This window comes from Gemmobacter aquatilis (assembly GCF_900110025.1).
Classification (GTDB): Bacteria; Pseudomonadota; Alphaproteobacteria; order Rhodobacterales; family Rhodobacteraceae; genus Gemmobacter; species Gemmobacter aquatilis.
On the sequence record NZ_FOCE01000001.1, the window covers coordinates 130,285 to 154,221 of the forward strand.

Annotated in this window: 23 protein-coding genes; 16 read left to right on the top strand and 7 right to left on the bottom strand. The window is 67.0% G+C overall.

Going from position 1 to position 23,937, the window contains the following annotated elements; translation table 11 throughout:
• The first annotated feature begins 64 nt into the window (after positions 1-64).
• Genes BMX43_RS00600 through BMX43_RS00615 form a run of 4 tightly spaced genes read left to right on the top strand, consistent with a single transcriptional unit; the run spans position 65 to position 5,724 of the window.
• Positions 65-829: a LamB/YcsF family protein gene (locus tag BMX43_RS00600; protein WP_091295239.1), complete on the top strand. Its 765-nt coding sequence runs from the start codon at positions 65-67 to the stop codon at positions 827-829.
• A complete protein-coding gene (locus tag BMX43_RS00605) occupies positions 826-2,397 on the top strand; it encodes a 5-oxoprolinase subunit B/C family protein (RefSeq protein ID WP_091295242.1) in 1,572 nt (523 codons plus the stop codon). The genes BMX43_RS00600 and BMX43_RS00605 overlap by 4 nt, the downstream gene beginning before the upstream one ends.
• Positions 2,394-4,142 carry an acetyl/propionyl/methylcrotonyl-CoA carboxylase subunit alpha gene (locus tag BMX43_RS00610; protein WP_217643920.1) on the top strand — a complete coding sequence of 583 codons (1,749 nt, stop codon included), beginning with the start codon at positions 2,394-2,396 and terminating at the stop codon, positions 4,140-4,142. Before BMX43_RS00605 ends, BMX43_RS00610 begins: the two co-directional genes overlap by 4 nt.
• 22 nt (positions 4,143-4,164) lie before the next feature.
• Positions 4,165-5,724, top strand: a complete 1,560-nt coding sequence (locus BMX43_RS00615; RefSeq protein ID WP_091295245.1) for a phospholipase D-like domain-containing protein — start codon at positions 4,165-4,167, stop codon at positions 5,722-5,724.
• Here BMX43_RS00615 and BMX43_RS00620 read toward each other — a convergent pair.
• Positions 5,669-6,421, bottom strand: a complete 753-nt coding sequence (locus tag BMX43_RS00620; RefSeq protein ID WP_091295248.1) for an endonuclease/exonuclease/phosphatase family protein — start codon at positions 6,419-6,421, stop codon at positions 5,669-5,671. The two genes, BMX43_RS00615 and BMX43_RS00620, sit on opposite strands and share 56 nt — an antisense overlap.
• 222 nt (positions 6,422-6,643) lie before the next feature.
• On the opposite strand from BMX43_RS00620, the gene BMX43_RS00625 reads away from it, so the two are divergent.
• Together BMX43_RS00625 and BMX43_RS00630 are read left to right on the top strand one after the other, a co-directional pair.
• A complete protein-coding gene (locus tag BMX43_RS00625) occupies positions 6,644-8,254 on the top strand; it encodes a 5-guanidino-2-oxopentanoate decarboxylase (RefSeq protein WP_091295253.1) in 1,611 nt (536 codons plus the stop codon).
• 36 nt (positions 8,255-8,290) lie between these two features.
• On the top strand, positions 8,291-8,521 hold the full coding sequence (locus tag BMX43_RS00630) for a WGR domain-containing protein (RefSeq protein WP_091295257.1): 231 nt from the start codon (positions 8,291-8,293) through the stop codon (positions 8,519-8,521).
• 7 nt (positions 8,522-8,528) lie between these two features.
• Here BMX43_RS00630 and BMX43_RS00635 read toward each other — a convergent pair whose 3' ends face one another.
• A complete protein-coding gene (locus tag BMX43_RS00635) occupies positions 8,529-9,461 on the bottom strand; it encodes a LysR family transcriptional regulator (protein ID WP_091296973.1) in 933 nt (310 codons plus the stop codon).
• Between the two features lie 154 nt (positions 9,462-9,615).
• Here BMX43_RS00635 and chvE point away from each other — a divergent pair, with 154 nt between their 5' ends.
• The 9 genes from chvE to BMX43_RS00680 all read left to right on the top strand — a co-directional run bounded on the left by chvE (position 9,616) and on the right by BMX43_RS00680 (position 20,192).
• Positions 9,616-10,671 carry a multiple monosaccharide ABC transporter substrate-binding protein gene (gene chvE, locus BMX43_RS00640; protein WP_091295261.1) on the top strand — a complete coding sequence of 352 codons (1,056 nt, stop codon included), beginning with the start codon at positions 9,616-9,618 and terminating at the stop codon, positions 10,669-10,671.
• A gap of 100 nt (positions 10,672-10,771) precedes the next feature.
• A complete protein-coding gene (mmsA, locus tag BMX43_RS00645) occupies positions 10,772-12,292 on the top strand; it encodes a multiple monosaccharide ABC transporter ATP-binding protein (RefSeq protein WP_091295264.1) in 1,521 nt (506 codons plus the stop codon).
• A 13-nt stretch (positions 12,293-12,305) separates the two neighbouring features.
• Entirely contained in the window at positions 12,306-13,493 is a 1,188-nt protein-coding gene (gene mmsB, locus BMX43_RS00650) for a multiple monosaccharide ABC transporter permease (RefSeq protein WP_091295268.1), read from the top strand.
• A gap of 3 nt (positions 13,494-13,496) precedes the next feature.
• Positions 13,497-14,486 (top strand): AraD1 family protein, encoded by a 990-nt coding sequence (araD1, locus tag BMX43_RS00655; RefSeq protein ID WP_091295271.1) that lies wholly within the window; start codon positions 13,497-13,499, stop codon positions 14,484-14,486.
• Between the two features lie 8 nt (positions 14,487-14,494).
• A complete protein-coding gene (gene araD, locus BMX43_RS00660) occupies positions 14,495-16,237 on the top strand; it encodes an L-arabinonate dehydratase (protein ID WP_091295274.1) in 1,743 nt (580 codons plus the stop codon).
• The gene (locus tag BMX43_RS00665) at positions 16,238-17,161 is read left to right on the top strand and encodes a Gfo/Idh/MocA family protein (RefSeq protein ID WP_091295277.1); all 924 of its coding nucleotides are present in this window, start codon (positions 16,238-16,240) and stop codon (positions 17,159-17,161) included.
• Positions 17,162-17,176: 15 nt separating this feature from the next.
• Entirely contained in the window at positions 17,177-18,688 is a 1,512-nt protein-coding gene (locus tag BMX43_RS00670) for an aldehyde dehydrogenase (NADP(+)) (RefSeq protein WP_091295281.1), read from the top strand.
• Positions 18,685-19,581: a 2-dehydro-3-deoxygalactonokinase gene (locus BMX43_RS00675; protein WP_091295284.1), complete on the top strand. Its 897-nt coding sequence runs from the start codon at positions 18,685-18,687 to the stop codon at positions 19,579-19,581. The genes BMX43_RS00670 and BMX43_RS00675 overlap by 4 nt, the downstream gene beginning before the upstream one ends.
• Complete coding sequence (locus BMX43_RS00680; protein ID WP_091295288.1) at positions 19,578-20,192, top strand: 2-dehydro-3-deoxy-6-phosphogalactonate aldolase; 615 nt, start codon at positions 19,578-19,580, stop codon at positions 20,190-20,192. The genes BMX43_RS00675 and BMX43_RS00680 overlap by 4 nt, the downstream gene beginning before the upstream one ends.
• Before the next feature lie 28 nt (positions 20,193-20,220).
• Here the strand turns inward: BMX43_RS00680 and BMX43_RS00685 are convergent, their stop codons facing one another.
• The gene (locus BMX43_RS00685; protein ID WP_091295292.1) at positions 20,221-20,394 is read right to left on the bottom strand and encodes a DUF1328 domain-containing protein; all 174 of its coding nucleotides are present in this window, start codon (positions 20,392-20,394) and stop codon (positions 20,221-20,223) included.
• Positions 20,395-20,629: 235 nt separating this feature from the next.
• Here BMX43_RS00685 and BMX43_RS00690 point away from each other — a divergent pair, with 235 nt between their 5' ends.
• Positions 20,630-20,998 carry a hypothetical protein gene (locus BMX43_RS00690; RefSeq protein ID WP_139201496.1) on the top strand — a complete coding sequence of 123 codons (369 nt, stop codon included), beginning with the start codon at positions 20,630-20,632 and terminating at the stop codon, positions 20,996-20,998.
• Between the two features lie 57 nt (positions 20,999-21,055).
• Here the strand turns inward: BMX43_RS00690 and BMX43_RS00695 are convergent, their stop codons facing one another.
• The 4 genes from BMX43_RS00695 to BMX43_RS00710 all read right to left on the bottom strand — a co-directional run bounded on the left by BMX43_RS00695 (position 21,056) and on the right by BMX43_RS00710 (position 23,877).
• Positions 21,056-21,253, bottom strand: coding sequence for a CsbD family protein (locus BMX43_RS00695; protein ID WP_091295299.1), 198 nt, complete (start codon positions 21,251-21,253; stop codon positions 21,056-21,058).
• 100 nt (positions 21,254-21,353) lie between these two features.
• Entirely contained in the window at positions 21,354-23,162 is a 1,809-nt protein-coding gene (locus BMX43_RS00700) for a sensor histidine kinase (protein WP_091295303.1), read from the bottom strand.
• Positions 23,159-23,734: an RNA polymerase sigma factor gene (locus BMX43_RS00705; RefSeq protein WP_091295307.1), complete on the bottom strand. Its 576-nt coding sequence runs from the start codon at positions 23,732-23,734 to the stop codon at positions 23,159-23,161. Before BMX43_RS00705 ends, BMX43_RS00700 begins: the two co-directional genes overlap by 4 nt.
• The gene (locus BMX43_RS00710) at positions 23,731-23,877 is read right to left on the bottom strand and encodes a NepR family anti-sigma factor (protein WP_091296978.1); all 147 of its coding nucleotides are present in this window, start codon (positions 23,875-23,877) and stop codon (positions 23,731-23,733) included. Before BMX43_RS00710 ends, BMX43_RS00705 begins: the two co-directional genes overlap by 4 nt.
• Positions 23,878-23,937: the final 60 nt, after the last annotated feature.

Here is a 23,937-nt window from a genome sequence, read left to right on the forward strand (position 1 = left end):
GCCAATGCCGCTTCCACCCGGCCCGCGCCCCTGCTAGCCATAGGCACAACAGCCGGAGGATCAGATGCCCGCACAGATCGACCTCAACAGCGACCTCGGCGAAGGCTTCGGCGCCTGGAAGATGGGCGACGATGCGGCGATGCTGGGCATCGTCAGCTCTGCCAATATCGCCTGCGGCTTTCATGCCGGTGATCCGCGCGGCATCCTGACCACGCTGCGCGAAGCGGCGTCGCGCGGCGTCGCGGTCGGCGCGCATGTCTCCTACCCCGATCTGGCGGGCTTTGGCCGCCGCCCGATGGATGTGGCGCCCGAGGATCTGACCGCCGATGTGATCTATCAGATCGGCGCGCTGCAAGGCCTTGCCCGCGCCGCAGGCACGCGGGTCACTTACGTCAAACCCCATGGCGCGCTTTATAACACCATCGCGCAGGATGCCGGTCAGGCCGATGCCGTCATCGCCGCCCTGCTTGCCCTCGACCCCGGCCTTGCCCTGATGGGTCTTGCCGGGGCGCCGATCCTTGCCCGCGCCCGCGCCGCCGGTCTGCGCGTGGTGGCCGAGGCGTTTGCCGACCGCGCCTATACCGCCACCGGCGCGCTGGTGTCGCGCCGCGATCCCGGCGCCGTGCTGCACGACCCGGCACAGGTCGCCGCCCGCATGTTGCGCCTCGCCACCGATGGGGTGATTGACGCGGCAGACGGCACCCCCCTGCGGCTTCAGGCTGACAGCATCTGCATCCATGGCGACAGCCCCGATGCCGTCGCCATGGCCCGCCAGATCCGCGCCACCCTGCTGGCCCATGGCGTGACCATTGCGCCCTTCGCACCATGACCCTGCGCTTCCTGCCGCTCACCCCCAACAGCCTGCTGGTCGAACTGTCCGACCTTGACGCGACCCTTGCCCTGTTCGACGCGCTGACCCACGCCGCCCTCCCCGGTATCGCCGAACTGGTGCCCGCCGCCCGCACGCTGCTGGTGCGCACCCATCCCGGCACCCCGGCCAATGGCACGCTCGCCGCCGCTATCGCAGCACAAATGCCGCAGGTTTCGCTGCGCAGCGAAACCGCAGCCGAGGTGCTGGAACTGCCCGTCACCTATGACGGCGCAGACCTGTCCGAAGTCGCCGCCCTGATGTCGCTGACCACAGCCGAGGTGATCGCCGCCCATCAAGCCGCGCTCTGGACCGTGGCCTTTTGCGGCTTCGCCCCGGGTTTCGCCTATATGACCGGATCGGACCCGCGCTTCGACCTGCCGCGCCGCGCCAGCCCCCGCCCGCGCATCCCCGCCGGTTCGGTGGCGCTGGCCGGGCGGTTCTGCGGCATCTATCCGCAGGCCAGCCCCGGCGGCTGGCAGCTCATCGGCACCACACCCGAACCGATGTGGGATCTGTCGCGCAATCCCCCCGCCCTGCTGCGCCCCGGCCAGCGCGTCCGCTTCGTCGCCCGCACCCCCACGCCGCGCAAACCGCCGCCCCAGCCCAGCGCCGCCCCCACCGGCCCCAGCCTGCACATCCGCGCCACCGCCTTCCCGGTGCTGGTGCAGGACGCGGGCCGCCCGCATCAGGCCGCACTCGGCCTCACCGCCTCTGGCGCGCTGGACCTGCCGGCCCTGCGCCGCGCCAACCGCGCGCTGGGCAACCCGCCCGACAGCCCGGCGTTGGAGCTTACCCTCGGCCCCACAAGGATCAGCGTCGATCAACCCGCCACCCTCGCGCTCGACGGCGCCGCGACCCAAGCCGCCATCCTCACCCCCACCGCCCGCATCGCCATAGACCCGGCCCGCCCCTTCGCGCTGGACCCCGGCGAGGTGCTGGAAATCCTGCCCCCCACGCGCGGGATGCGCAGCTACCTCGCCCTGCGCGGTGGCTTTGCCGTGGCGCCCACCCTCGGCTCTGCCTCCACCGACACGCTCGCCCATCTCGGCCCGCCGCCGCTGACCACCGGCAGCGCCCTTCCCCTCGGCCATGCGAAAGCGCTGGCCGTTGACCCCACACCCCGCCCCGCGCCGCACCTGCCCGCCCCCGGCGAAACCGTCACCCTGCCCGTCACCCTCGGCCCCCGCGCCGACTGGTTCCCGCCCGAGATGCTCGCCCTGTTCCTGTCGCAAGAGTGGGAGGTCACCCCCCACTGCTCGCGCACCGGCCTACGCCTGTCGGGCGCAGCCCCCCTGACCCGCGACGCGCGCGAACTGCCGTCCGAAGGCACCGAGCGTGGCGCCATCCAGATCCCCCATTCCGGCCAGCCGGTGCTGTTCCTTGCCGATCACCCGCTGACCGGCGGCTATCCCGTCATCGCCACGCTGCTACCCGAAGCCCTGCCGCTGGCCGCCCAGCTTCCCCCCGGCGCGCGCATCCGCTTTGCCGCCGCCACCCCCTTTGCCCCGATCGAGCCCACGCCATGACCCTGTTCGCCCCCGGCCCCGACCCGCGCCCGATCCGCCGCCTGTTCATCGCCAATCGCGGCGAAATCGCCGTCCGCATCCTGCGCGCCTGCCGCGATCTGGGCATCACCGCGATTGCCGCCTATGCCGATCCCGACCGCGACGCGCCCTTCGCCCGCATGGCGGACGAGGCCCACGCCCTGCCCGGCACCACCCCGGCGCAAACCTATCTGAACGCCGAGGCGCTGATCGCGCTGGCGCTGAAAACCCGCGCCGATGCCCTGCATCCCGGCTATGGCTTCCTGTCCGAACGCGCCGATTTCGCCCGCGCGGTGATCGCCGCCGGCCTGATCTGGATCGGCCCCGACCCCGAGGTGATCGAGGCCTTGGGCGACAAGATCGCCGCCCGCCGCATCGCACAATCCGTCGGCGCGCCCTTGGTCGCAGGCAGCCCCGGCCCCGTCGCCACCCCGGTCGAAGCCCGCGCCTTCGCGCAAACCCATGGCCTGCCCATCGCCATCAAGGCGGCCTTCGGCGGTGGCGGTCGCGGCCTGAAAGTCGCCCGGCAGATCGAGGAGGTCGAAGACCTCTTCGCCTCCGCCACGCGCGAGGCGGAAACCGCCTTTGGCCGGGGCGAATGCTTCATCGAACAATTCCTTGATCGCCCCCGCCATATCGAGGCGCAGGTGCTGGCCGACCGGCACGGCACCGTCAAGGTGCTGGGCACCCGCGACTGCTCATTGCAACGCCGCAACCAGAAACTGGTCGAAGAGGCCCCCGCCCCCTTCCTCACCCCCGCGCAGCACGACGCCATCCTCACCGCCGCCCGCGCCATCTGCGCCCATGCCAGCTACAGCGGTGCGGGCACGGTGGAGTTTCTGCTCTCTGCCACCGGCACCCTGTCGTTTCTGGAGGTGAACACCCGCCTTCAGGTGGAACATCCCGTCACAGAAGAAACCACCGGCATCGACATCGTGGCGGCGATGATCCGCATCGCCCAGGGCGCCCGGCTGGCCGACGCCACGCCCCCCACCCCGCGCGGCCACAGCATCGAATTCCGCATCAACGCCGAAGACCCGGCGCGCGGCTTCCTGCCCACCCCCGGCCCGATCACCCTCTGGCAACCACCCTCCGGCCCCGGCATCCGCGTCGATTCCGGCGTGGCCGAGGGCGGGCAGGTGCCCGGCAGCTTCGACTCGCTCATGGCCAAGCTGATCGTCACCGGCGCAACCCGGGCCGAGGCGCTGGCCCGCGCCGCCCGCGCGCTGGCCGAGTTTCGCATCGAAGGCGTGGCCTCGGTGCTGCCCTTCCACCGCGCCGTGGTGCAAGACCCGGCCTTCCGCGCCGACACCACCCCCTTCGCCGTGCATACCGGCTGGATCGAGGCCGATTGCACCGCCCGCTTCGCCCCCCATCCCCGCGTCACCGCCCCTGACGCCACGCCCTTGCTGCGCATGGCCATCGAAATCGACGGCAAGCGCCACGAACTCGCCCTGCCCCCCGGCCTGCTGACCACCCAACCCCCGTCCCCCACCGCGCCCCCGCCCGAAGCCGACCCCGCGCTGCTGTGCGCCCCCGTCGCAGGCACCCTCACACTCTGGCAGGTCGCCGACGGCGCCACCGTTACAGCGGGCGAGGTCGTCGCGGTGATCGAGGCGATGAAGATGGAAACCCGGATCGAGGCACCCCATGCCGGGCGCCTGACCCGGCTGGCCGAGGCGGGCGACATGCTGGCCCACGGGGCGCCCCTGGCGCGGATCACATGAACGCCGCAGGGGGGGCCCGGTGATGCTCTGGGCCGCACTCGGGCTTCTGGCGCTGCTGCTGGCCGCCGTCTGGTGGGTGCGCCGCGGCATCGCCCGGCTGGCAGCGGCGGCTTTGCCAGACGCGCCCGCCCCGCACCAGCACGACAGCCCGCTGCGCCGCGCGGTGGCGGCGCTGGCCCTGCCACCGGGGCAAAGCGGGCTGGTGACGCTGCGCGACGGGCTGGATGCCTATGCCGCCCGCGTGCAACTGATCCGCGCCGCCACCTGCACGCTCGATCTGCAATATTACATCTGGCAGGGCGATACGGCCGGACGCCTGATGCTCGATGAACTGCGGCAGGCCGCCGCGCGCGGTGTGCGCATCCGCCTGCTGCTGGATGATCTGGGCGTCCCCGATCTGGACCCGCTGCTGCAGGCACTGGACAGCCTGCCCGGCGTCGAGGTGCGGCTGTTCAACCCTTTCCTGCTGCGCCGCCTGCGCCTGCTGAACCTGCTGCTGGATTTCGGGCGGTTGAACCGGCGGATGCACAACAAATCCTTCACCGCCGATGGCGTGGCCTCGGTGCTGGGCGGGCGCAATATCGGCGACGAGTATTTCGAAAGCGGCGCGCGGGTGCATTATATCGATTTCGATCTGCTGGCGCTTGGCCCCGCCCCCGCCGCCGTCACCGCCGATTTTGATCGCTACTGGGCCTCGGGCCATGCCCTGCCCGCCGCCGCCCTGCTGCGCCCGCGCCCCGGCGCGCTGGGCCGCCTGCAAGCCAAGGCCGCCGCCCTGCGCACCGGTCCCGAAGGGGCGCCCTATGCCGAAGCGCTGACCGAAGGCTCGGCTCTGGGCGACTTGCTAGCCGGGCGGCTGGTGCCGCATGTGGCGCCGGTGCAACTGCTCAGCGACGATCCCGAAAAGGCGCGCGGGCGGGCCTCGCAGCACCAGCTCATCATCGCCCGGCTGGCGCTGCGCGTGGCCCGCGCCCGCCAGAAGGTCGATCTGGTGTCCGCCTATTTCATCCCCGGCGGGCGCGGCCTGCGCACCCTGTCGGCGCTGACAAGGCGCGGCGTGCAGCTGCGCATCCTGACCAATGGCCAGCAATCCACCGATGTCCGGCTGGTCCATGTGTTCTACGCCCGCTACCGCCGCAAACTGCTGCGCGCCGGGGTCGCGGTCTATGAGGTGAAGGCCGGGCTGGGCCTGCGCCTGCCCCGGCGGCGCAAGCGGCGGGTGCTGACCGGCGCCTCCACCGGCACCAGCCTGCACGCCAAGACCTTCGTGATCGACGGGCGCAGCCTGTTCGTCGGCTCGTTCAACCTCGATCAGCGCTCGGTGTTCCTGAACACCGAAATGGGCTTTCTGATCGAAAGCCCGGCGCTGGCCGCCGAAGTTTCTGCCGGGATCGAAGAGGATATGGCCGAGATCGCCTATCGCCTGCGCCTACGCAAAGGCGGCCAGAAGGGCGCGCTGGACTGGATCGAGACCGATGCGACCGGCGCCTTGATCATCCACCGCACCGAACCGGGCACCACCCTGTTCAGCCGGACGGTGCTGCGCCTTGCCGGGCGTCTGCCGATCGAGTGGTTACTTTAAGCCGCGCCACCACCGGCAGGTGATCCGAGGCGCGCCGCGCCAGCGGTGTGTCATGCGCCTGCGCCGACATCATCTCCAGCCCGCCCCCCACATAGATCCGGTCCAGCGACAGGCGCGGGAAGGGCGAGGGGAAACTGGCCGCCATGCCGGGTTGGCCAAAGGCGGCATCCAGCGGCGACAGCGTGGTGCTGGGCCAGCGCCGCCATTCGTTCATGTCACCCATCACGATGGTCGGGCGCGGGCTGCCCGCCACCAGATCGGCCAGCACCCGCGCCTGTTCGCGCCGCGCCTGCGCCATCAGCGCCAGATGCACCGCGATCACCCGCAGCGGCCCGGCATGGGCCAGATGCAGATCGACGATCAACGCCCCGCGCGGTTCCGCCCCCGGCAGATGCAGCCCTTCCACCGCCAGCACCTCGGCCTCGCGCACCAGCAGCAGGTTGCCATGCCAGCCATGCGCCAGCCCGCCCAGCCGCGCCGGAACCGGCACCGGCACCAGCCCCGCCGCAGCGCGCAACTCGCCCAGATCAAAGACCCCCGCCCGCTCGCCAAAGCGGCGGTCGCCCTCCTGCACCGCCACCAGATCGGCCTGCAGGGACGCGATCACCTGCGCCGTGCGCTGCGGGTTGCGGCGCAGGTCCATGCCAAAGCCCTTCTGGACGTTGTAGGTGGCGACGGTGAACTGTGGTTGGGTCATCCGCCATGCTTGGCCGATGCCGCGACGCGGCGCAAGGCACCTGCAGACGGGCGCGAAAAAGGCACGACGCCGGGCCGACAGGGGGTGCACGGGGGGTGTACCGATGTCACCCCCCCTTTTTCATGCCGCTGCCAGACCATTCGCCCCCGCCGGATGCCGTTTCCAGAGGCGCAGCCGCCCGGCCCGCCATGGCAGGATCGCCCGGCAGGCAGGGGGGCGACCATGGGCAACAGCGGCATTTCGACAGGGGTCTATCTGACCCATCTTCTGCGCGCCTACGGGGTGGAGGTGGTCTTCGGCATCCCCGGCGTGCATACGGTGGAGCTCTATCGCGGGCTGGCGGGCAGCGGCATCCGCCATGTCACCCCGCGCCACGAACAGGGCGCAGGCTTCATGGCCGACGGCTATGCCCGCGCCAGCCGTAAACCCGGCGTCTGCTTCATTATTTCCGGCCCTGGCATGACCAATATCCTGACCGCGATGGGGCAGGCCCATGCCGATTCCGTGCCGATGCTGGTGATTTCCACCGTCAACGCCCATGGCCGCATGGGTTCGGGGCAGGGCTGGCTGCACGAGATGCCGGACCAGAGCGCGACCGTCGCCGGCGTTGCCGCCTTCAGCCGCACCATCCACCGCCCCGAAGATCTGGCCCCCGCCGTGGCACAGGCCTTCGCATTGTTCGCCAGCGCCCGCCCCCGGCCCGTGCATCTGGAATTGCCGATCAACGTCATGCTGGCCGAGGCCGGGCATCTGCCGGTGCCCGCCCCCCTGCGCCTGTCGCGCCCCGCCCCCGATCCGGCAATGGTGGCTGAGGCGGCATCCCTGCTAAACAACGCAAGAAAAACAGTAATTCTGGCAGGCGGCGGGGCGGCCCATGCCACCCTCGCCCCCTTGGCCGAGGCGCTGGATGCCCCCGTGGTGATGACCACCAACGCCCGCGGCCTGCTGCCGCCGGGGCATCCGCTGGCGGTCTCCCTCTCGCCCTCGCTGCCCGCAACCCGCGCCTTGATCGCGGCGGCGGATGTGGTTCTGGCGCTGGGAACCGAGATGGGATCGACCGATTACGACATGTATGAGGATGGCGGATTCCCGCCGCCCGCCCGTCTGATCCGAGTGGATCTGGACCCGCTGCAAATCGCCCGTGGCCTGCCCGCCACGCTGGGCATCGTGGCAGATGCCGCGCTGACCGTGGCCGCGCTGACCGCCGCCCTGCCGCCCCGCCCCCCGGGCGACGGCGCCGCGCGGGCCGCCGCCGCACAGGCGGGTCGCGCGGGGTTGAGCGTGGATATGCAGGGCGATCTGCGGATCCTCGATCTGGTGCGCGACACGCTGCCAGCGGCGCGGCTGGTCGGGGATTCCACGCAACTGACCTATGCGGGCAACCTCGGCTTCGCCGCCGCCACGGCGGGCAGCTGGTTCAATTCGGCCACCGGCTTTGGCACGCTGGGCTATGGCCTGCCCGCCGCCATCGGCGCGAAACTGGCCGATGCCCGGCCGGTTGTGGCGATTTCCGGCGATGGCGGGCTGCAATTCGTGCTGGGCGAACTGGCCAGCGCCGCCGAAGCGCAGGTGCCGGTCATTCTGCTGCTGCACGACAACAACGGCTATGGCGAGATCAAGAGCTATATGATTTCAAAGAATATTCCGCCACTTGGCGTGGATATCCTGACCCCCGATCTGGCCGCGATTGCCGCCGCCTGCGGCTGGCAAGTGGCGCGGGTCACCGATCTGGATGCGCTGCCGGGCCTGTTGCGCCAAGGCGCTGCGGCAGGGGGGCCGACGCTGCTGATCTTCGGCGACGATCTGCGCGCGCAGGCCGCCGCCCGCGCCTGAGCTTGCCGCAGCCGCCCGGATCGGCGATGCTGCGGCATGGACACCCCGCCCCTGCTGCTGACCCAGATCGACCCGGAGCAGAACCGCGCGCGCTTTTATACGGTGACGCTGACCCAAACCCTGTTCGGCGAGGTTGCCCTGCTGCGCAACTGGGGTCGGCTGGGCACGCGTGGCCAGACGCTGCTGGAAACCCATGCCACTGCTGCCGAGGCCGCCGCCGCCGCCGAAAAACTCGCCGCCCGCAAACGCCGCCGCGGCTATCGCTGAACGTCGCTCACAGCGCCAGACCACTTTGCGCCAGCACCAGATCGCGCAGTTTGGCGGCGATCGGCAGCATCTGCCGCCGCCGCAGGCTGAGCATGAAATAGGGCGAGACACGGATGTCGCGCGGCACGGCCAGAACGCTGAACGCGGCGCCGACCGGCGTCTGGATCAGCAGTTGCGCCACCTCTTCCGACATCGGCGCGATGGCATCGCTTTTCGACAGATACGCGATCATCAGCAGCAGCGAGGAACTGTTCACCGTATTGCGCGGCTCGGCCAGACCCAACGCGCCAAAGGCCTCCAGCGTGGCTTCGCGGATCGGGGCGCCGCGTTCCTGCATGATCCACTCGTAATCCGAAAGCTCGGTCAGCGTCACAGCACTGGCCCGGGCCAGCGGATGGCCCTGCCGCACGAGAAGCGCCACCTTTTCATCGCGCATCGGCAGGATATCGAACTCGCGGCTGTCGAATTCCGGCAGCACCCGGGCCAGCGCGAAATCCAGATCGCCCGCCGCCAGATGGCGCAGCAGATCGCGCGAGGGCGCCACGTCGACCGTGATTTCCACCGCCGGTGCTTCGCGTTTGATCTGGCGGATGGCGGGCACCAGATAGCCCACCGCAGGCCCAGTCACCGCCCCCACCCGCACGGTGCCGCCAAAGCCGTCTTGCAGCGCCCGCACTTCGGCCGCCATGGCACGCATTTCGCGCAGCATGGCTTGCGCGCGGCGGATCACCACATGGCCGATCTCGGTCGGCTCCATCCCCTTGGGCTGGCGCAGGAACAGCGGCGCGCCCATTGCCCGTTCAATCTCTGACAGCATCCGCGAGGCGGCGGGCTGGGTCATCGACACCGCCACCGCCGCCAACTGCAACTGCCGGGTTTCGGCGATTTCATGGATCAGCCGTAGTTGCGCAGGCTTCAGGGTGGCGGTGGGATTTTGCATGATATGCCATTTTTGGTATGACGAATACATTTAATGTAATTTTACGGATATACCGCCGTCAACTAGAACAACCGCAGGTCTCTCGATTCGAGCGGCCGGAGGAGGAGACGGGCGGAGGCCGGAGGACGGGCCCGCCCATGTCAGGGAGAGAACAATGAAACTCAAATCCGTCGCCGCAGCGCTGGCGATGTGCGCCTCGTTCATCGCAATGCAGGCCGCCGCCGAAACTGTGGGCATCTCTATGCCGACGAAATCTTCCGCCCGCTGGATCTCGGACGGCGATTCCATGGTGAAGCAGTTCACCGAAGCCGGCTATGAAACCGACCTGCAATATGCAGAAGACGATATTCCCAACCAGTTGGCCCAGATCGAGAACATGATCACCAAGGGCGTGGATGTGCTGGTGATCGCCGCGATTGACGGCACCACCCTGTCGAACGCACTGGAAAACGCCGCCGCCGCCGACATCAAGGTGATCGCCTATGACCGCCTGATCCGCGACAGCGGTGATGTCAGCTATTACGCCACCTTCGACAATTTCAAGGTCGGCGTGCAACAGGCCACCAGCGTGGTGAACGGGCTGAAGGAACGCTTTCCCGACGTGAAACCGTGGAATGTCGAACTGTTCGGCGGCAGCCCCGACGACAACAACGCCTATTTCTTCTATGATGGCGCCATGTCGGTGTTGCAGCCGCTGATCGATTCCGGCGAGATCGTCATCGGTTCCGGCCAGACCGGGATGGACAAGGTGGGCACCCTGCGTTGGGATGGCGCCGTGGCGCAATCGCGGATGGATAACCTGCTGTCGGCCAATTACACCGACAAACAGGTGCATGGCGTGCTGTCGCCCTATGACGGGCTGTCGATCGGCATCCTGTCCTCGCTGAAAGGCGTGGGCTACGGGTCGGGCGACATGAAGATGCCGATTGTTTCGGGCCAAGATGCCGAGGTGCAATCGGTGAAATCCATCCTCGCGGGCGAGCAGTATTCGACCGTGTTCAAGGACACCCGCGAACTGGCCAAGGTCACCGTCGGCATGGTGGATGCCATGCTGAAAGGCACCGAGCCGCAGATCAACGACACCACCACCTATGACAACGGCGTGAAAGTCGTGCCGTCCTATCTGCTGGAACCCGTTTCGGTCGATGCGACCAACTGGGAATCCGTGCTGATCGGGTCAGGCTACTACACCAAGGACCAGATCCAGTAACGCGTCCTCCTCCCGGACCGCCGGGTCGTCCGCTGCCACAGCGGCGGGCGACCCACCCTTTATTGTGCCCCCGTTCAGGGCACCATGTCGGAGGCCGACCATGACCGCATTGCTGGAAATGCGCGCGATCACCAAAACCTTTCCGGGCGTCAAGGCGCTGGATCAGGTGAACCTCATTGTCCGGCAGGGCGAGATTCACGCCATTTGCGGCGAGAACGGTGCCGGGAAATCCACCCTGATGAAGGTGCTTTCGGGCGTCTATCCGGCAGGCAGCTATGAGGGTGAAATCCATTACGAGGGCAAGATCGCCCAGTTCCGCGACATCCGCGACAGCGAGGATCGCGGCATCATCATCATCCATCAGGAACTGGCGCTGGTGCCGCTGCTGTCCATTGCCGAAAACCTGTTCATCGGCAATGAACGCGCCAAAGGTGGCGTGATCAACTGGCAGGATACTTTCCGCCAGACCGAGGCCCTGCTGAAGAAGGTCGGCCTGAAAGAGCCGCCCGCCACGCAGGTGGACAAGCTGGGCGTCGGCAAGCAGCAACTGGTGGAAATCGCCAAGGCCCTGTCGAAAGACGTGCGGCTGCTGATCCTTGATGAACCCACCGCCGCCCTGTCGGAAAGCGACAGTCAGGCGCTGCTGGATCTGTTGCTGGAGCTGAAGGCGCAGGGCGTGACCTCGATCATCATCAGCCACAAGCTGAACGAGGTGAAACGCGTGGCCGACAGCGTGACGGTGATCCGCGACGGCACCACGGTCTCGACGCTGGATGCCCGCAGCGAGTCCATCACCGAAGATCGCATCGTGCGCGACATGGTGGGGCGCGACATGGCGCATCGCTATCCCGACCGGCCCCGCCGCGCGGGCGAGATGGTGATGGAGGTGGCAGACTGGCGCGTCTGGCACCCCGATCATGCCGAGCGGCAGGTGATCAAGGGCGTCAAGCTGAACGTCCGCGCGGGTGAAGTGGTGGGGATCGCGGGGCTGATGGGATCGGGCCGCACCGAATTCGCCATGAGCCTGTTCGGCCACAGCTATGGGCGGCGCATTTCCGGCACGGTGCAGATTCACGGCAAGCCGGTCGATACTTCGACCGTCAGCCGCGCCATCGAAGCCGGTCTGGCCTATGTGACCGAAGACCGCAAATCGCTGGGCCTGATTTTGGACGAGACGATCCAGCGCAACACCACGCTGGCAAACCTTGGCGCCGTGTCGAAGGCCGGGGTCATCAACGAGGCGCGCGAAACCGAGGTGGCCGAGTCCTATCGCGCCGCCATGCGCATCCGCACGCCCTCGGTGTTCCAGAAGGTGATGAACCTGTCGGGCGGCAACCAGCAGAAGGTGGTGCTGTCGAAATGGCTGTTCACCGAACCCGAGGTGCTGATCCTCGATGAACCGACCCGGGGCATCGACGTGGGCGCGAAATACGAAATCTACAGCATCATCAATGACCTGAGTGCGCAGGGCAAAGCCGTTCTGATGATCTCGTCGGAAATGCCGGAACTGCTGGGCATGTGCGACCGGATCTATGTGATGAACGAAGGCGCCTTCGTGGGCGAACTGCCCGCCGCCGAGGCCACACAAGAGCGCATCATGTCGCTCATCGTCACGGAATAGGGGAGGGGGGAAAATGAACCAACCCAATGCACGGGCTGCCGGCGGGATCGGGGCCTATCTGCTGAAACACATGCGCGAATACGGGCTTCTGTTCGCGCTGATCGCCATCATGCTGTTCTTCCAGATCGTGACCGAGGGCACGCTGCTGAAGCCGGTGAACATCACCAACCTGTTCCTGCAGAACAGCTATATCATCATCATGGCGCTGGGGATGCTGATGGTGATCGTGGCCGGGCATATCGACCTGTCGGTCGGCTCGGTCATGGGGTTCGTGGGCGCGCTGGCGGCGGTGCTGATCGTCGAATGGCACCTGCCCATCGCCGTGGTCATCCCGGTCAGCCTGCTGGTCGGTGCCTTGATCGGGGCGGCACAGGGCTATTTCGTGGCTTTCTGGCGCATCCCCTCCTTCATCGTGACGCTGGCCGGGATGCTGGTGTTCCGCGGCCTGTCGCTGTGGCTGCTGGAGGGGCAATCTGTCGGCCCCTTCCCCAAGAGCTTTCAGTCCCTGTCCAACGGGTTCATCCCTGATCTGTTCGGCGTCGGAAAACCCAATGTCACGGCGCTGGCGGCCGGGATCATCGCAGTGGCCGTGCTGGTCTGGATGGGGGTGAAAACCCGCGCCCGCAACACCCGCTACGGCATCGAGGACGAACCGACGAGCTTTTTCGTGGCGCGCAACGTGATCGTCTCGGCCGCGCTGATGTTCGTGATCTGGAAGCTGGCAGGCTTTCGCGGCCTGCCCAATGTGCTGATCTCGATGGCCGTTCTGACCGCCCTTTATGCCTTTGTGACCGAACGCACCACGCTGGGCCGCCGTGTCTATGCCATTGGCGGCAATGAAAAGGCGGCCAAGCTTTCGGGGATCAAGACCGAACGGCTGACCTTTCTGACCTTCGTGAACATGGGGGCGCTGGCGGCACTGGGCGGGCTGGTCTTCGCCGCGCGCCTGAACACCGCCACGCCGAAAGCCGGTTTCGGGGTGGAGCTGGACGTGATCGCCGCCGTGTTCATCGGCGGGGCCTCGATGTCGGGCGGGGCGGGCAAGATCGTGGGGGCGGTGGTTGGCGCCTTCATCATGGGCGTGATGAACAACGGTATGTCGATCATGGGGATCGGCATCGACTATCAGCAGGTCATCAAGGGCCTCGTGCTGCTGGCCGCCGTGTTCTTCGATGTCTACAACAAACAGAAGCAGGGCTGAACCATGTTCCTTTCGCAAATCCGCACAGAAACCGGGGCGCGCGCCGTTGTGGCGCGGCAGGGTGAGGCGGCCCATCTGGTGCCCGGCGTAACCTCGGTGATCGACCTCGCTCAGGCGGCCATCGCGGCAGGCCACAGCCTCGCCGCCGAGGTGGCCGCGCGCGGCCCGGGCGCACCGGTCGATCTGGCTGCCGCCCTGGCCGAGGGGCGGGTGCTGCTGCCGGTCGATCACGCCGACCCGGCGCATCTGCATCTGACCGGCACGGGGCTGACCCATCTGGGCAGCGCCGCCACCCGCGACGCGATGCACGCCAAGGCCGACCCGGACCAGATGACCGACAGCATGAAGATGTTCCGCATGGGGCTTGAAGGCGGCAAACCCGCTGCGGGCCATGTCGGCGCCCAGCCTGAATGGTTCTACAAGGGCAACGGCCATGCCGCCATCGCCCCCGGCGCCCCGCTCGTCTCGCCCGGTTTTGCCCGCGACGCGGGCGAAGAGCCGGAAATTGCCGGAATTTACCTGATCGGCCCTGATGGCACCCCCTTCCGGCTTGGCTTTGCGCTGGGGAACGAGTTTTCCGATCATGTGACGGAACGCGGCAATTACCTCTGGCTCGCCCACTCCAAACTGCGCCCGGCGTCTTATGGCCCTGAACTGCTGCTGGGCGATCTGCCCACCCATGTGGAGGGCCGCAGCCGCATCTGGCGCGGTGGCGCGGTGATCTGGGAAAAGCCCTTCCTGTCGGGCGAGGCGAACATGAGCCACACGCTGTCCAATCTGGAACATCACCATTTCAAATATGACCTGTTCCGCCAGCCCGGGGATGTGCATGTGCATTTCTTCGGCACCGCCACGCTGTCCTTCGCGGATGGCGTCACCACCGCCCCCGGCGATGAGTTCGAGATCGAGGCCCCCGGCTTCGGCCTGCCCCTGCGCAACCCCCTTGTCCTGGCGCCCGGCGAAACCGCGGCGCTTGCGGTCAAAGCTCTCTGAGGTCTGCCATGACATTCAAACCCGCCCCCTGGCCCCGCAAACTGCGTTCGCAACACTGGTATGGCGGCACCTCGCGCGACACGATCTATCACCGGGGCTGGATGAAAAATCAGGGCTATCCGCATGATCTGTTCGACGGGCGCCCGATCATCGGCATCCTGAACACCTGGTCGGACCTGACGCCCTGCAACGGGCACCTGCGCGAACTGGCCGAAAAGGTGAAGGCTGGGGTCTGGGAGGCGGGCGGGTTTCCGGTGGAGGTGCCGGTCTTCTCTGCCAGCGAAAACACCTTCCGCCCCACCGCGATGATGTATCGCAACCTCGCTGCCCTGGCGACCGAAGAGGCGATGCGCGGTCAGCCGATGGATGGTGCGGTGCTGCTGGTCGGCTGCGACAAGACGACCCCCAGCCTGCTGATGGCCGCCGCCTCGACCGACATCCCGTCGATCGTGGTGACCGGCGGGCCGATGCTGAACGGCTATTTCCGGGGCGAGCGGGTCGGGTCCGGCACGCATCTGTGGAAATTCTCCGAAGCGGTGAAAGCGGGCGAGATGACGCAAGAGGAGTTTCTGGAGGCCGAAGCCTCGATGTCCCGCTCGTCGGGCACCTGCAATACGATGGGCACCGCCTCCACAATGGCGAGCATGGCCGAGGCGCTGGGGATGGCGCTGTCGGGCAATGCCGCGATCCCGGCGGTGGACAGCCGCCGCCGGGTCATGGCGCAGATGACCGGGCGGCGCATCGTTCAGATGGTGAAGGACGATCTGAAACCCTCGGACGTGATGACGAAAGCGGCCTTTGAAAACGCCATCCGCACCAATGCGGCCATCGGCGGGTCTACCAACGCCGTGATCCACCTGCTGGCCATCGCGGGCCGGGTGGGCGTGGATCTGACGCTGGATGACTGGGACCGCTGCGGGCGCGACGTGCCGACGGTGGTGAACCTGATGCCTTCGGGCAAGTATCTGATGGAAGAGTTCTTTTATGCCGGTGGCCTGCCCGTGGTGCTGAAACGGCTGGGCGAGGCAGGGCTGCTGCACCGCGACGCTCTGACCGTTTCCGGCGCGACCATATGGGACGAGGTGAAGGATGTCGCCAACCACAATGACGACGTGATCCTGCCCGCCGAAAAGGCGCTGGCGCAATCGGGCGGCATCGTGGTGGTGAAGGGCAACCTTGCGCCGAAAGGGGCGGTGCTGAAACCCTCGGCGGCCAGTGCGCATCTGATGGCGCATCGCGGCCGCGCCGTGGTGTTCGAGGATATCGACGACTACAAGGCAAAGATCGACGACGAGGCGCTGGATATTGATGAATCCTGCGTCATGGTGCTGAAGAATTGTGGCCCGAAGGGCTATCCCGGCATGGCCGAGGTGGGCAATATGGGCCTGCCGCCCAAGGTGCTGCGCAAGGGCATCACCGATATGGTGCGCATTTCCGACGCGCGCATGTCGGGCACCGCTTACGGCACCGTGGTGCTGCACACCTCGCCCGAGGCGGCGGCGGGCGGGCCGCTGGCGGTGGTGCGAAGCGGCGATTTCATCGAACTCGACGTGCCGAACCGGCGGCTGCATCTGGACATTTCGGAAGCGGAGCTCGCCGCGCGCCTGGCCACCTGGCAACCCGCGCATGAGCAGGCGGCCTCCGGCTATGCCTGGCTGCATCAGGCGCATGTGGAAGGGGCCGATACCGGCGCGGATCTGGATTTCCTGAAAGGATGTCGCGGATCGCCGGTCGGGAAGGATTCGCACTAGATGCCCGCAACTTTGAAAATCGCGCTGGTCGGCATCGGCAAGATCGCCCGTGACCAGCATATCCCGGCCCTCGCCGCCTCGCCCGATTGGCAGTTGGCGGCGGCGGTGTCGCGTCAGGGCCATGTTGCGGGGGTGGAGACGTTTTCTGACACCGCTGCCATGCTGGCCGCCTGCCCGGATGTCAGCGTGGTCTCTCTCTGCCTGCCGCCCGTGCCGCGCTATGAGGTGGCCGCAGCCTGCCTCGCCGCCGGGCGCCATGTGATGCTGGAAAAACCACCCGGCGCCACTCTGGCCGAGGTTCATGCGCTGCAAGCCATGGCCGCCGCACGCGGGCTGACGCTGTTTGCCACCTGGCATTCGCGCATGGCGATGGGGGTTGCCGGGGCAAAGGCCTGGCTGGCGGGCAAGACCGTCACCCGCGCCCATATCACCTGGCGCGAGGATGTGCGGCACTGGCATCCGGGGCAGGACTGGGTGTTTGAACCGGGCGGCATGGGCGTCTTCGATCCCGGCATCAACGCCCTGTCGATCCTGACGGAAATCCTGCCTGGGCCGGTGCATCTGACGTCGGCCACGCTGGAATTTCCCACCAACCGCGCCACGCCGATTGCGGCGCAGCTTCAGTTCTCTGGCCATGTCAGCGCCGATTTCGACTGGCGTCAGACCGGCAAGCAGACTTGGGATATCGCCGTGGAAACCCCGGATGGCGCGCTTCGGCTGGAGCAGGGCGGCAACAAGCTGCACATCAACGGCGCCGAAATTGCCGGCGAAGACAGCATCATGGGCGAATATCCGGCGCTTTATGCCCGGATGGCGGCGCTGGTCCGCACCGGGCAAAGCGATGTCGATCTCGCGCCCATGGTGCATGTCGCCGATGCGATGACGCTCGGTCGCCGCGTGACGGTGGCCGATTTCGATTTCTGAACAAAGGACAAGGCGATGACCTTCACCCCCCATGGCAAGCATCTGATCGCCGGGCAGTGGCTTGGCGGCGCCGAGACCTTTGCCAGCGAACCGGCGCATGGCCCGTCGCACGAGTTCGCGATGGGCAGCGCGCAGCAGGTCAACGAGGCCTGCGCCGCGGCGGAAGCGGCGTTCTGGTCCTACGGCTACAGTTCGCGCGACACCCGTGCCACGTTCCTGGACACCATCGCCGACGAGATCGAGGCCCGCGCCGAGGCGATCACCGAGATCGGCACGCAGGAAACCGGCCTGCCCGCCGCCCGCCTGCAGGGCGAACGCGGGCGCACCACGGGCCAGTTGCGCCTGTTCGCCAGCCATATCCGCAAGGGCGATTACCTTGATCGCCGTATTGATCCGGCCCTGCCCGACCGCCAACCGCTGCCCCGCCCGGAAATCCGGCTGATGCAGCGGCCCATCGGCCCTGTCGCGGTGTTCGGCGCCTCCAACTTCCCGCTCGCCTTCTCCACCGCCGGGGGCGACACGGCGTCGGCGCTGGCAGCGGGCTGCCCCGTCGTGGTCAAAGGCCATTCGGCCCATCCCGGCACGGGCGAGATCGTGGCCGAAGCCATTCATGCGGCGATTCTGTCATGCAATCTTCCTCCCGGTGTGTTCAGCCTGATTCAGGGCGGCAAGCGGGATGTTGGCACGGCACTCGTTACCAATCCGTTTATAAAAGCCGTGGGTTTCACGGGATCGCTGGCCGGCGGGCGGGCGCTGTTCGATCTGTGCGCGCAGCGGCCCGAGCCGATCCCGTTTTTCGGAGAATTGGGTTCCGTTAACCCCATGTTCATTCTTCCGACCGCAATGTCGGCCCGGGGCGAGGGAATCGCCAAGGGATGGGCCGGATCGCTGACCATGGGCGCGGGTCAGTTCTGCACCAACCCCGGTATCGCCGTCGTGCTGGCCGATCAGGCCGGGGCGCTGGCCGAGGCAACGCTTTCTGCCCTGCGCGCGGTCGGTGCGCAGGTGATGCTGACAGACGGAATCGCAACGGCCTATGTGCAGGGCCGCGACCGGATCGAGGCTGCCCCCGGCGTGCGCGCGCTGCTGACGCAGGTATGCGACCGACGGCAGGCCACACCGCAGCTTTTCCTCGTGAAGGGCCGCGACTGGCTGGGCAATCATACGCTGAGCGCAGAGGTCTTCGGGCCTCTGGGCCTGATCGTCACGGCGGACACACCCGAAGAGATGGCACAGATCGCCCGCAGCTTTGAAGGGCAACTGACGGCGACCCTGCACATGGATGCGGAAGATGCCGCCCTCGCCCGCACCTTGCTGCCCATTCTGGAACGCAAGGCGGGCCGGGTGCTGGCCAACGGCTTCCCCACCGGGGTCGAGGTCTGCGACGCCATGGTCCATGGCGGCCCCTACCCCGCCTCGACCAATTTCGGCGCAACATCCGTCGGAACAATGGCAATCCGCAGGTTCCTGCGGCCAGTTTCGTATCAGAACCTGCCCGCCGAAATCCTGCCGGAGGATCTGCGGTGACACCTGACTGGATCGCGGCGGATTGGGGCACCTCGGCCTTGCGGGTCTGGGCCATGCGGGGCGACAGTGTTTTGGCCGAAGCGCAGTCCGCCGATGGCATGGGGCGGCTGGGCCAAGACGGGTTCGAGCCCGCGCTACTGCGGCTGATCGGCGGCTGGCTGACCGGCGCGCCCCTGCCGGTCATCGCCTGCGGCATGGTCGGCGCGCGGCAAGGCTGGTCAGAGGCGGCCTATCGCGCCGTACCCTGCCCCCCACTTGGCCTGCCATTTCACAGGGTAGAACCCGCCGATCCGCGTTTCACCCTGCATATCTTGCCGGGCCTGTCGCAAACCACGCCGCCCGACGTGATGCGCGGCGAAGAAACCCAGATCGCCGGGTTCCTGCAAGGCAGGCCCGTGTTTGAAGGCACGCTCTGCCTACCGGGCACCCATACGAAATGGGTGCATGTCCGTGCGGGCAAGGTGGCGCGGTTCCAGACCTGCATGACGGGCGAGTTGTTCGCGCTGCTGTCGGGGCAATCCGTCTTGCGGCACGGGCTGGATGAAGGATGGGATGATACGGCCTTCACGACCGCCGTTGCCGAGGCTGCCGCCAACCCGGCCCGACTGGGCACGGATCTGTTTGCAATACGCGCGCGCGGGCTGTTGGGCAGCTTTGCCCCCGGAGCAGCGCGGGCGCGGCTGTCTGGCCTGCTGATCGGTCTGGAACTGGCTGCGACCTGCGCCATCTGGCAAGGGGGCCCGGTCGTGCTGATCGGAGCAGGGGGACTGTCGCGCCATTATGCAATCGCCCTGTCCACCTTGAACTGCACCGCCGAAGTAACCGATGGCACAGAAATCACGCTGGCTGGCCTGTGCGCCGCCCATCGCCTGTTGAAGGAAGCCGCAACATGACCTCGCGCCCCTTGATTGCCATTCTGCGCGGCCTGACACCACCCGAGGCGGCGCCTGTTGCCGCCGCGCTGATTGCAGCCGGAATTGACCGGATCGAGGTGCCGTTGAATTCGCCCGATCCGCTGACCAGCATCGCCACCATGGCACAGGCTTTTGGCGATCACGCCCTGATTGGCGCGGGTACAGTGCTGACGCCGGATCAGGTGGGCGCGGTCCGGGCGGCGGGCGGACGACTGATCGTCTCGCCGGATTGCAACGCGGCGGTCATCGCGGCGACCAAAGCTGCCGGGATGGCATCATTCCCCGGGGTTTTCACCCCGACGGAGTGTTTTGCCGCCCTGCGCGCCGGGGCAGACGGGCTGAAGATCTTTCCCGCCGCCGTGATGGGGCCGGAAGGGATCAAGGCGATCCGCGCCGTCTTGCCGCGCGAAACGGCGGTTTTTGCCGTGGGTGGCGCCGGGGCGGAAACCCTTGGCCAATGGCTGAAGGCCGGGGTGACGGGGTTCGGCATCGGCACCGCGCTGTATACTCCGGGGCTTGCCGTTGCAGAGATCGCGGCCCGGGCGCGCAAGCTGGTCGCCGCCTATGATGCGGCCTGCGCGCCCACATAGGCGCCCGGCCACATCATGGGTCGGCGCCTTACAGCGGCGGCCGGCCGCGCAGCGCCCGGGCGATCATCGCCACGACAAACAGCACGATGAAGATCACGAACAGGATCTGCGCGATGCCTGCAGAGGTGCCCGCGATGCCGCCGAAGCCAAGGGCTGCCGCGATGAGGGCGACGACGAGAAAGGTAAGAGCCCAACCGAGCATGGATATCTCCTTTATGCAATGAAGGGGCGTCGTTTCCGACGCACTGTGCCGGGTCAACGCGGGGTGTCCATTCCGGTTCCGTCGGCTGTCTCATTTTCGGCGCGGCGCAGGTTACATTCGGTCTTAAGTCCAATCTTGATCTGCGTTAGCTTTTTGCCGGAACCACCGGGCCGAATATGCGTTTGCAATGCTGAGGCATCGGTGATGCGCCGGGCAGGGACAATGGAAGACGGGAATGCCGATCAGACGCGCAATAGCCATGGTTCTGACGACGCTGGAGGACAGCCTCGACTTGCTGGAACAGGCCCAAAGCGCTACGCCCTCGACCGGGCTGAAGGGTATTCTGGTACGCCGCCGCCGCGCGACAGTCGTGTTGCGCCACCGGCTGAGCCGGAAGGAACGCCCGGTCCATCGCATCCGCATCGCCCCGGTCGCCCCCGGCCCGACAGAGTTGATCGGGATGGAAGCAAGGTTGCAAGAGCGCCTTGACGCCGCGCTGCAAGTGCCCGGTCTGGACCCCGATCTGGCCGCCGTGCTGCACAATCTGCGACTGGAGGCCGAACAGGCGCGCTTTGCCCTTGCGGCGCTGGCGCAGCGCAACTGAGCCTCCTGAGAAAAGGCCCGCCCCTTTCGGGGCGGGTCTTGTTCCGTGCGTGTCAGATCAGAGCTTGCTGCCCCATTCCTCCACTTCACGTTCGGCCTCTTCCTTGGCGCGACCATAGCGGCTTTGCACCAGCCCGATCAGTTGATCGCGCTTGCCTGCCGCCTGATCCAGTTCGTCGCCGGTCACGTCGCCCCATTTTTCGCGGGCTTTGCCTTTGACCTGTTTCCACTGACCTTCGATCTGATCCCAGTTCATGGCGTGATCTCCTCTCACATGGTTGTTACGCAAGAACAACGCCAGAGCGGTGATCGGGTTCCCGGCAGCCGGAAAACCGCATTCGTCAGGCCGGTATGTGTCAGGTTATATCCGTATTTTCCGGCTCATCTGCCGCCAGCCGCGCTTCGGCATTTGCCAGGGCGCTGGGGCGGAAATCAAAGCGCAGGATGAATTCGCCATCGTGCTCCTCGCGGGTCACGGCTGTGCCAAGCTGCGCAGCAAAGGCCCGGACCAGCGCCTCGCCCAACCCGGATCCGCTGGCGTCGCCCTCCATCAGCGCCGGATGCGGGCCGCGGCTTCCGGTGATGCTGTTGGCAATCTCGACGCCCGCCCGGCAATCCGGCAGGCGCCGCAGGCAGACACGCAGCCGGGGCCGCTGCCCCGCAGGCGCCGAGGCATATTTCAGCGCGTTGGTCAGAGCCTCGGTCACCAGAAGCGACAGGGGCACCGCCTGATCGGGGGTCAGGTGGATGTCGTCCAGCGTGGTTTCCACAAGGAAAGGAGCGCCCGGTTTGCCGCCCATCCGCAGGATCTGTTCCAGAATCCGCTGCAACAGTTCGTCGGCACGGATATCGGTCAGGCCGGTGGTCTGGTAAAGTTCGCGGTGAATGGTGGCCAGACTCATCACCCGGTCCTGCAACCCCTTCAGCGTGGTCTTGCTTTCGGGGCTGCGTGCCTTGCGGATCTGCATGTTGATGATCGAGGCAATGAGCTGCAAGTTGTTCTTCACCCGGTGATGCACCTCGCGCAGCAGCACCTCTTTCTGGTGGACCATATCTTCCAGCTCCGCCTCGTCATGCAGCACGCTTTCCATCATCCGCTCGAAGGCGAGGCCGACGCTTTGCAGTTCCAGCGGCGCATGATCCAGATCCAGGTCCGGCAGGCGGCGGTTGCCCGCCGCAAAGGAGGTGATCGAGGCGCGCAGCGTGCGCATATGGCGCAAGACCTGATGCTCGGCGGCCAGATGTGCCACAAGCAGGCTCGCCAGCCACATCAGAACGGGGTAGGCAATGATCGGGATCGGCGTACGAAAAATCGTGACATCGGTCGCGGTCATCGGCCAGTTGCCCAACAGAAACACCGACCCCGACGCCAAGGGCACCACGGCAAAGACCCGCTCCACCCCTCCGACGGAATAGCCTGTGAAACTTGTCGCCCCGTCGCCGGTCAGCGCCTTCAGGCTGCGGTCACGGGGCAGGCGCTGCGGCGCGGCATCCAGGCCGACGCTGGTGGTCAGCAGGGTGCCTTCCTGGTCGAAGGTGATCAGCGCGACGGGATCGGTGCCGGGCTTCGCCGTGGCATCGGCGACGGCTGGCAGCGTCAGCGCGGCATGGGGCAGCGACAACGACACCAGACCGATTACCACGCCCCGGACATCCCGCACCGGATGCGAGAAGATCAGCACGCTTTGATGCGATACCGGACCATTGCGGTTCACCCGCACCTTCGGGGCGCCTGCATCCATCAGGTCGCGCAGATAGCCCATCGCCGTCAGATCCCGCGCGCCCTGCGGCGAACAGTCCATCTGCAGATTGCGCGGGACATAGCCCACAAAGGTGTATTGCGCATTGCCCGGCTCGGCCAGAAACCGTGCCAGAAGTGCCGTACAGGCCACGGGATCGCCCACCACACCGGGCAAGGCCGCGGCCAATGCGTTCACAGCCCCCTGCCCCCGCAGGATTTCTTCCACCAGCGGGGCGGCGGCGCGCATCGTGGCGCCCAGCACTGCCGCCTCGGCCCGGGCGGCGGCTTCGGTCTGGTATTGACGGGTCTGCACATAGCTCAACACCGCAAGCGGCATCATAACGATGCCGAACATGATCATCAGCCGAAACCCCAGCCCCGAAACAAAGGGATGCAACCGCGCGCGCAGCTCTGCGAGCGTCATGCCGCCTGCGCCCCCGATCGGCTCATCACCGCAAGCGTCTCGCCCGAGTCGGGCGCCAGAATCGCCTCCCCCGCCTCCATGCCCAGCAGCGCCGCCAGCTTGGCCCGGGCGCGGTTGGTGCGGCTTTTCACCGTACCTACCGCCACCCCGATCATTGCTGAGGCCTCCTCGCAAGAATAGCCATTGGCGCCGACCAGAATCAGCACCTCGCGGTGTTCCGGCGAAAGCTGGTCGAAGGCACGCAGAAACTCGCCGAAGGCCAGCCGCCCGTCATGTTCCGGCTTGTCGTAAAGCCCCTGCGCGTGGATGCCATCAGGGTCGGCGACCTCGCGCTTGTGCTTGCGCTTGTCGGAAAAGAAGGTGTTGCGCAGGATGGTGAACAGCCAGGCCCGCAGATCGGTGCCCGGCGTGAACTTGTCGATGTTCGACCAAGCCTTGACGATGGTATCCTGCACCAGATCATCGGCCGCAGAGAGGTTGCGCGTCAGCGAGATGCCAAAGGCCCGCAGCGCCGGAAGATGCAGGGCAATTTCGTCCCTCGGATCGGGAAGAACGTGTGCGGGCACGGTCATTTGCCCGCCTCCTTCGCCTTCAGCTGCGCCAGCAGGTCTTTGAACCGATCCGGGATTTCTTCCTTCAGCGCCTCTTCGTAGACCTTCTTGAGGTTTTCGTCGATCTGCTGCTGCAGGCTGGACTTTGCTGGTTTTGAGGTCATCTCGTGCATCATGGTTTTTTCCGGTCCTGCAACTTTACATGGAACCAAACGCAAGTCAGC

Bases quoted from the DNA above. Each gene is read 5' to 3' on its own strand.
- BMX43_RS00600 (WP_091295239.1), top strand. From the start codon at position 65: ATGCCCGCACAGATCGACCTCAACAGCGACCTCGGCGAAGGCTTCGGC.
- BMX43_RS00605 (WP_091295242.1), top strand. From the start codon at position 826: ATGACCCTGCGCTTCCTGCCGCTCACCCCCAACAGCCTGCTGGTCGAA.
- BMX43_RS00610 (WP_217643920.1), top strand. From the start codon at position 2,394: ATGACCCTGTTCGCCCCCGGCCCCGACCCGCGCCCGATCCGCCGCCTG.
- BMX43_RS00615 (WP_091295245.1), top strand. From the start codon at position 4,165: ATGCTCTGGGCCGCACTCGGGCTTCTGGCGCTGCTGCTGGCCGCCGTC.
- BMX43_RS00620 (WP_091295248.1), bottom strand. From the start codon at position 6,421: ATGACCCAACCACAGTTCACCGTCGCCACCTACAACGTCCAGAAGGGC.
- BMX43_RS00625 (WP_091295253.1), top strand. From the start codon at position 6,644: ATGGGCAACAGCGGCATTTCGACAGGGGTCTATCTGACCCATCTTCTG.
- BMX43_RS00630 (WP_091295257.1), top strand. From the start codon at position 8,291: ATGGACACCCCGCCCCTGCTGCTGACCCAGATCGACCCGGAGCAGAAC.
- BMX43_RS00635 (WP_091296973.1), bottom strand. From the start codon at position 9,461: ATGCAAAATCCCACCGCCACCCTGAAGCCTGCGCAACTACGGCTGATC.
- chvE (WP_091295261.1), top strand. From the start codon at position 9,616: ATGAAACTCAAATCCGTCGCCGCAGCGCTGGCGATGTGCGCCTCGTTC.
- mmsA (WP_091295264.1), top strand. From the start codon at position 10,772: ATGACCGCATTGCTGGAAATGCGCGCGATCACCAAAACCTTTCCGGGC.
- mmsB (WP_091295268.1), top strand. From the start codon at position 12,306: ATGAACCAACCCAATGCACGGGCTGCCGGCGGGATCGGGGCCTATCTG.
- araD1 (WP_091295271.1), top strand. From the start codon at position 13,497: ATGTTCCTTTCGCAAATCCGCACAGAAACCGGGGCGCGCGCCGTTGTG.
- araD (WP_091295274.1), top strand. From the start codon at position 14,495: ATGACATTCAAACCCGCCCCCTGGCCCCGCAAACTGCGTTCGCAACAC.
- BMX43_RS00665 (WP_091295277.1), top strand. From the start codon at position 16,238: ATGCCCGCAACTTTGAAAATCGCGCTGGTCGGCATCGGCAAGATCGCC.
- BMX43_RS00670 (WP_091295281.1), top strand. From the start codon at position 17,177: ATGACCTTCACCCCCCATGGCAAGCATCTGATCGCCGGGCAGTGGCTT.
- BMX43_RS00680 (WP_091295288.1), top strand. From the start codon at position 19,578: ATGACCTCGCGCCCCTTGATTGCCATTCTGCGCGGCCTGACACCACCC.
- BMX43_RS00685 (WP_091295292.1), bottom strand. From the start codon at position 20,394: ATGCTCGGTTGGGCTCTTACCTTTCTCGTCGTCGCCCTCATCGCGGCA.
- BMX43_RS00690 (WP_139201496.1), top strand. From the start codon at position 20,630: ATGCCGATCAGACGCGCAATAGCCATGGTTCTGACGACGCTGGAGGAC.
- BMX43_RS00695 (WP_091295299.1), bottom strand. From the start codon at position 21,253: ATGAACTGGGATCAGATCGAAGGTCAGTGGAAACAGGTCAAAGGCAAA.
- BMX43_RS00700 (WP_091295303.1), bottom strand. From the start codon at position 23,162: ATGACGCTCGCAGAGCTGCGCGCGCGGTTGCATCCCTTTGTTTCGGGG.
- BMX43_RS00705 (WP_091295307.1), bottom strand. From the start codon at position 23,734: ATGACCGTGCCCGCACACGTTCTTCCCGATCCGAGGGACGAAATTGCC.
- BMX43_RS00710 (WP_091296978.1), bottom strand. From the start codon at position 23,877: ATGACCTCAAAACCAGCAAAGTCCAGCCTGCAGCAGCAGATCGACGAA.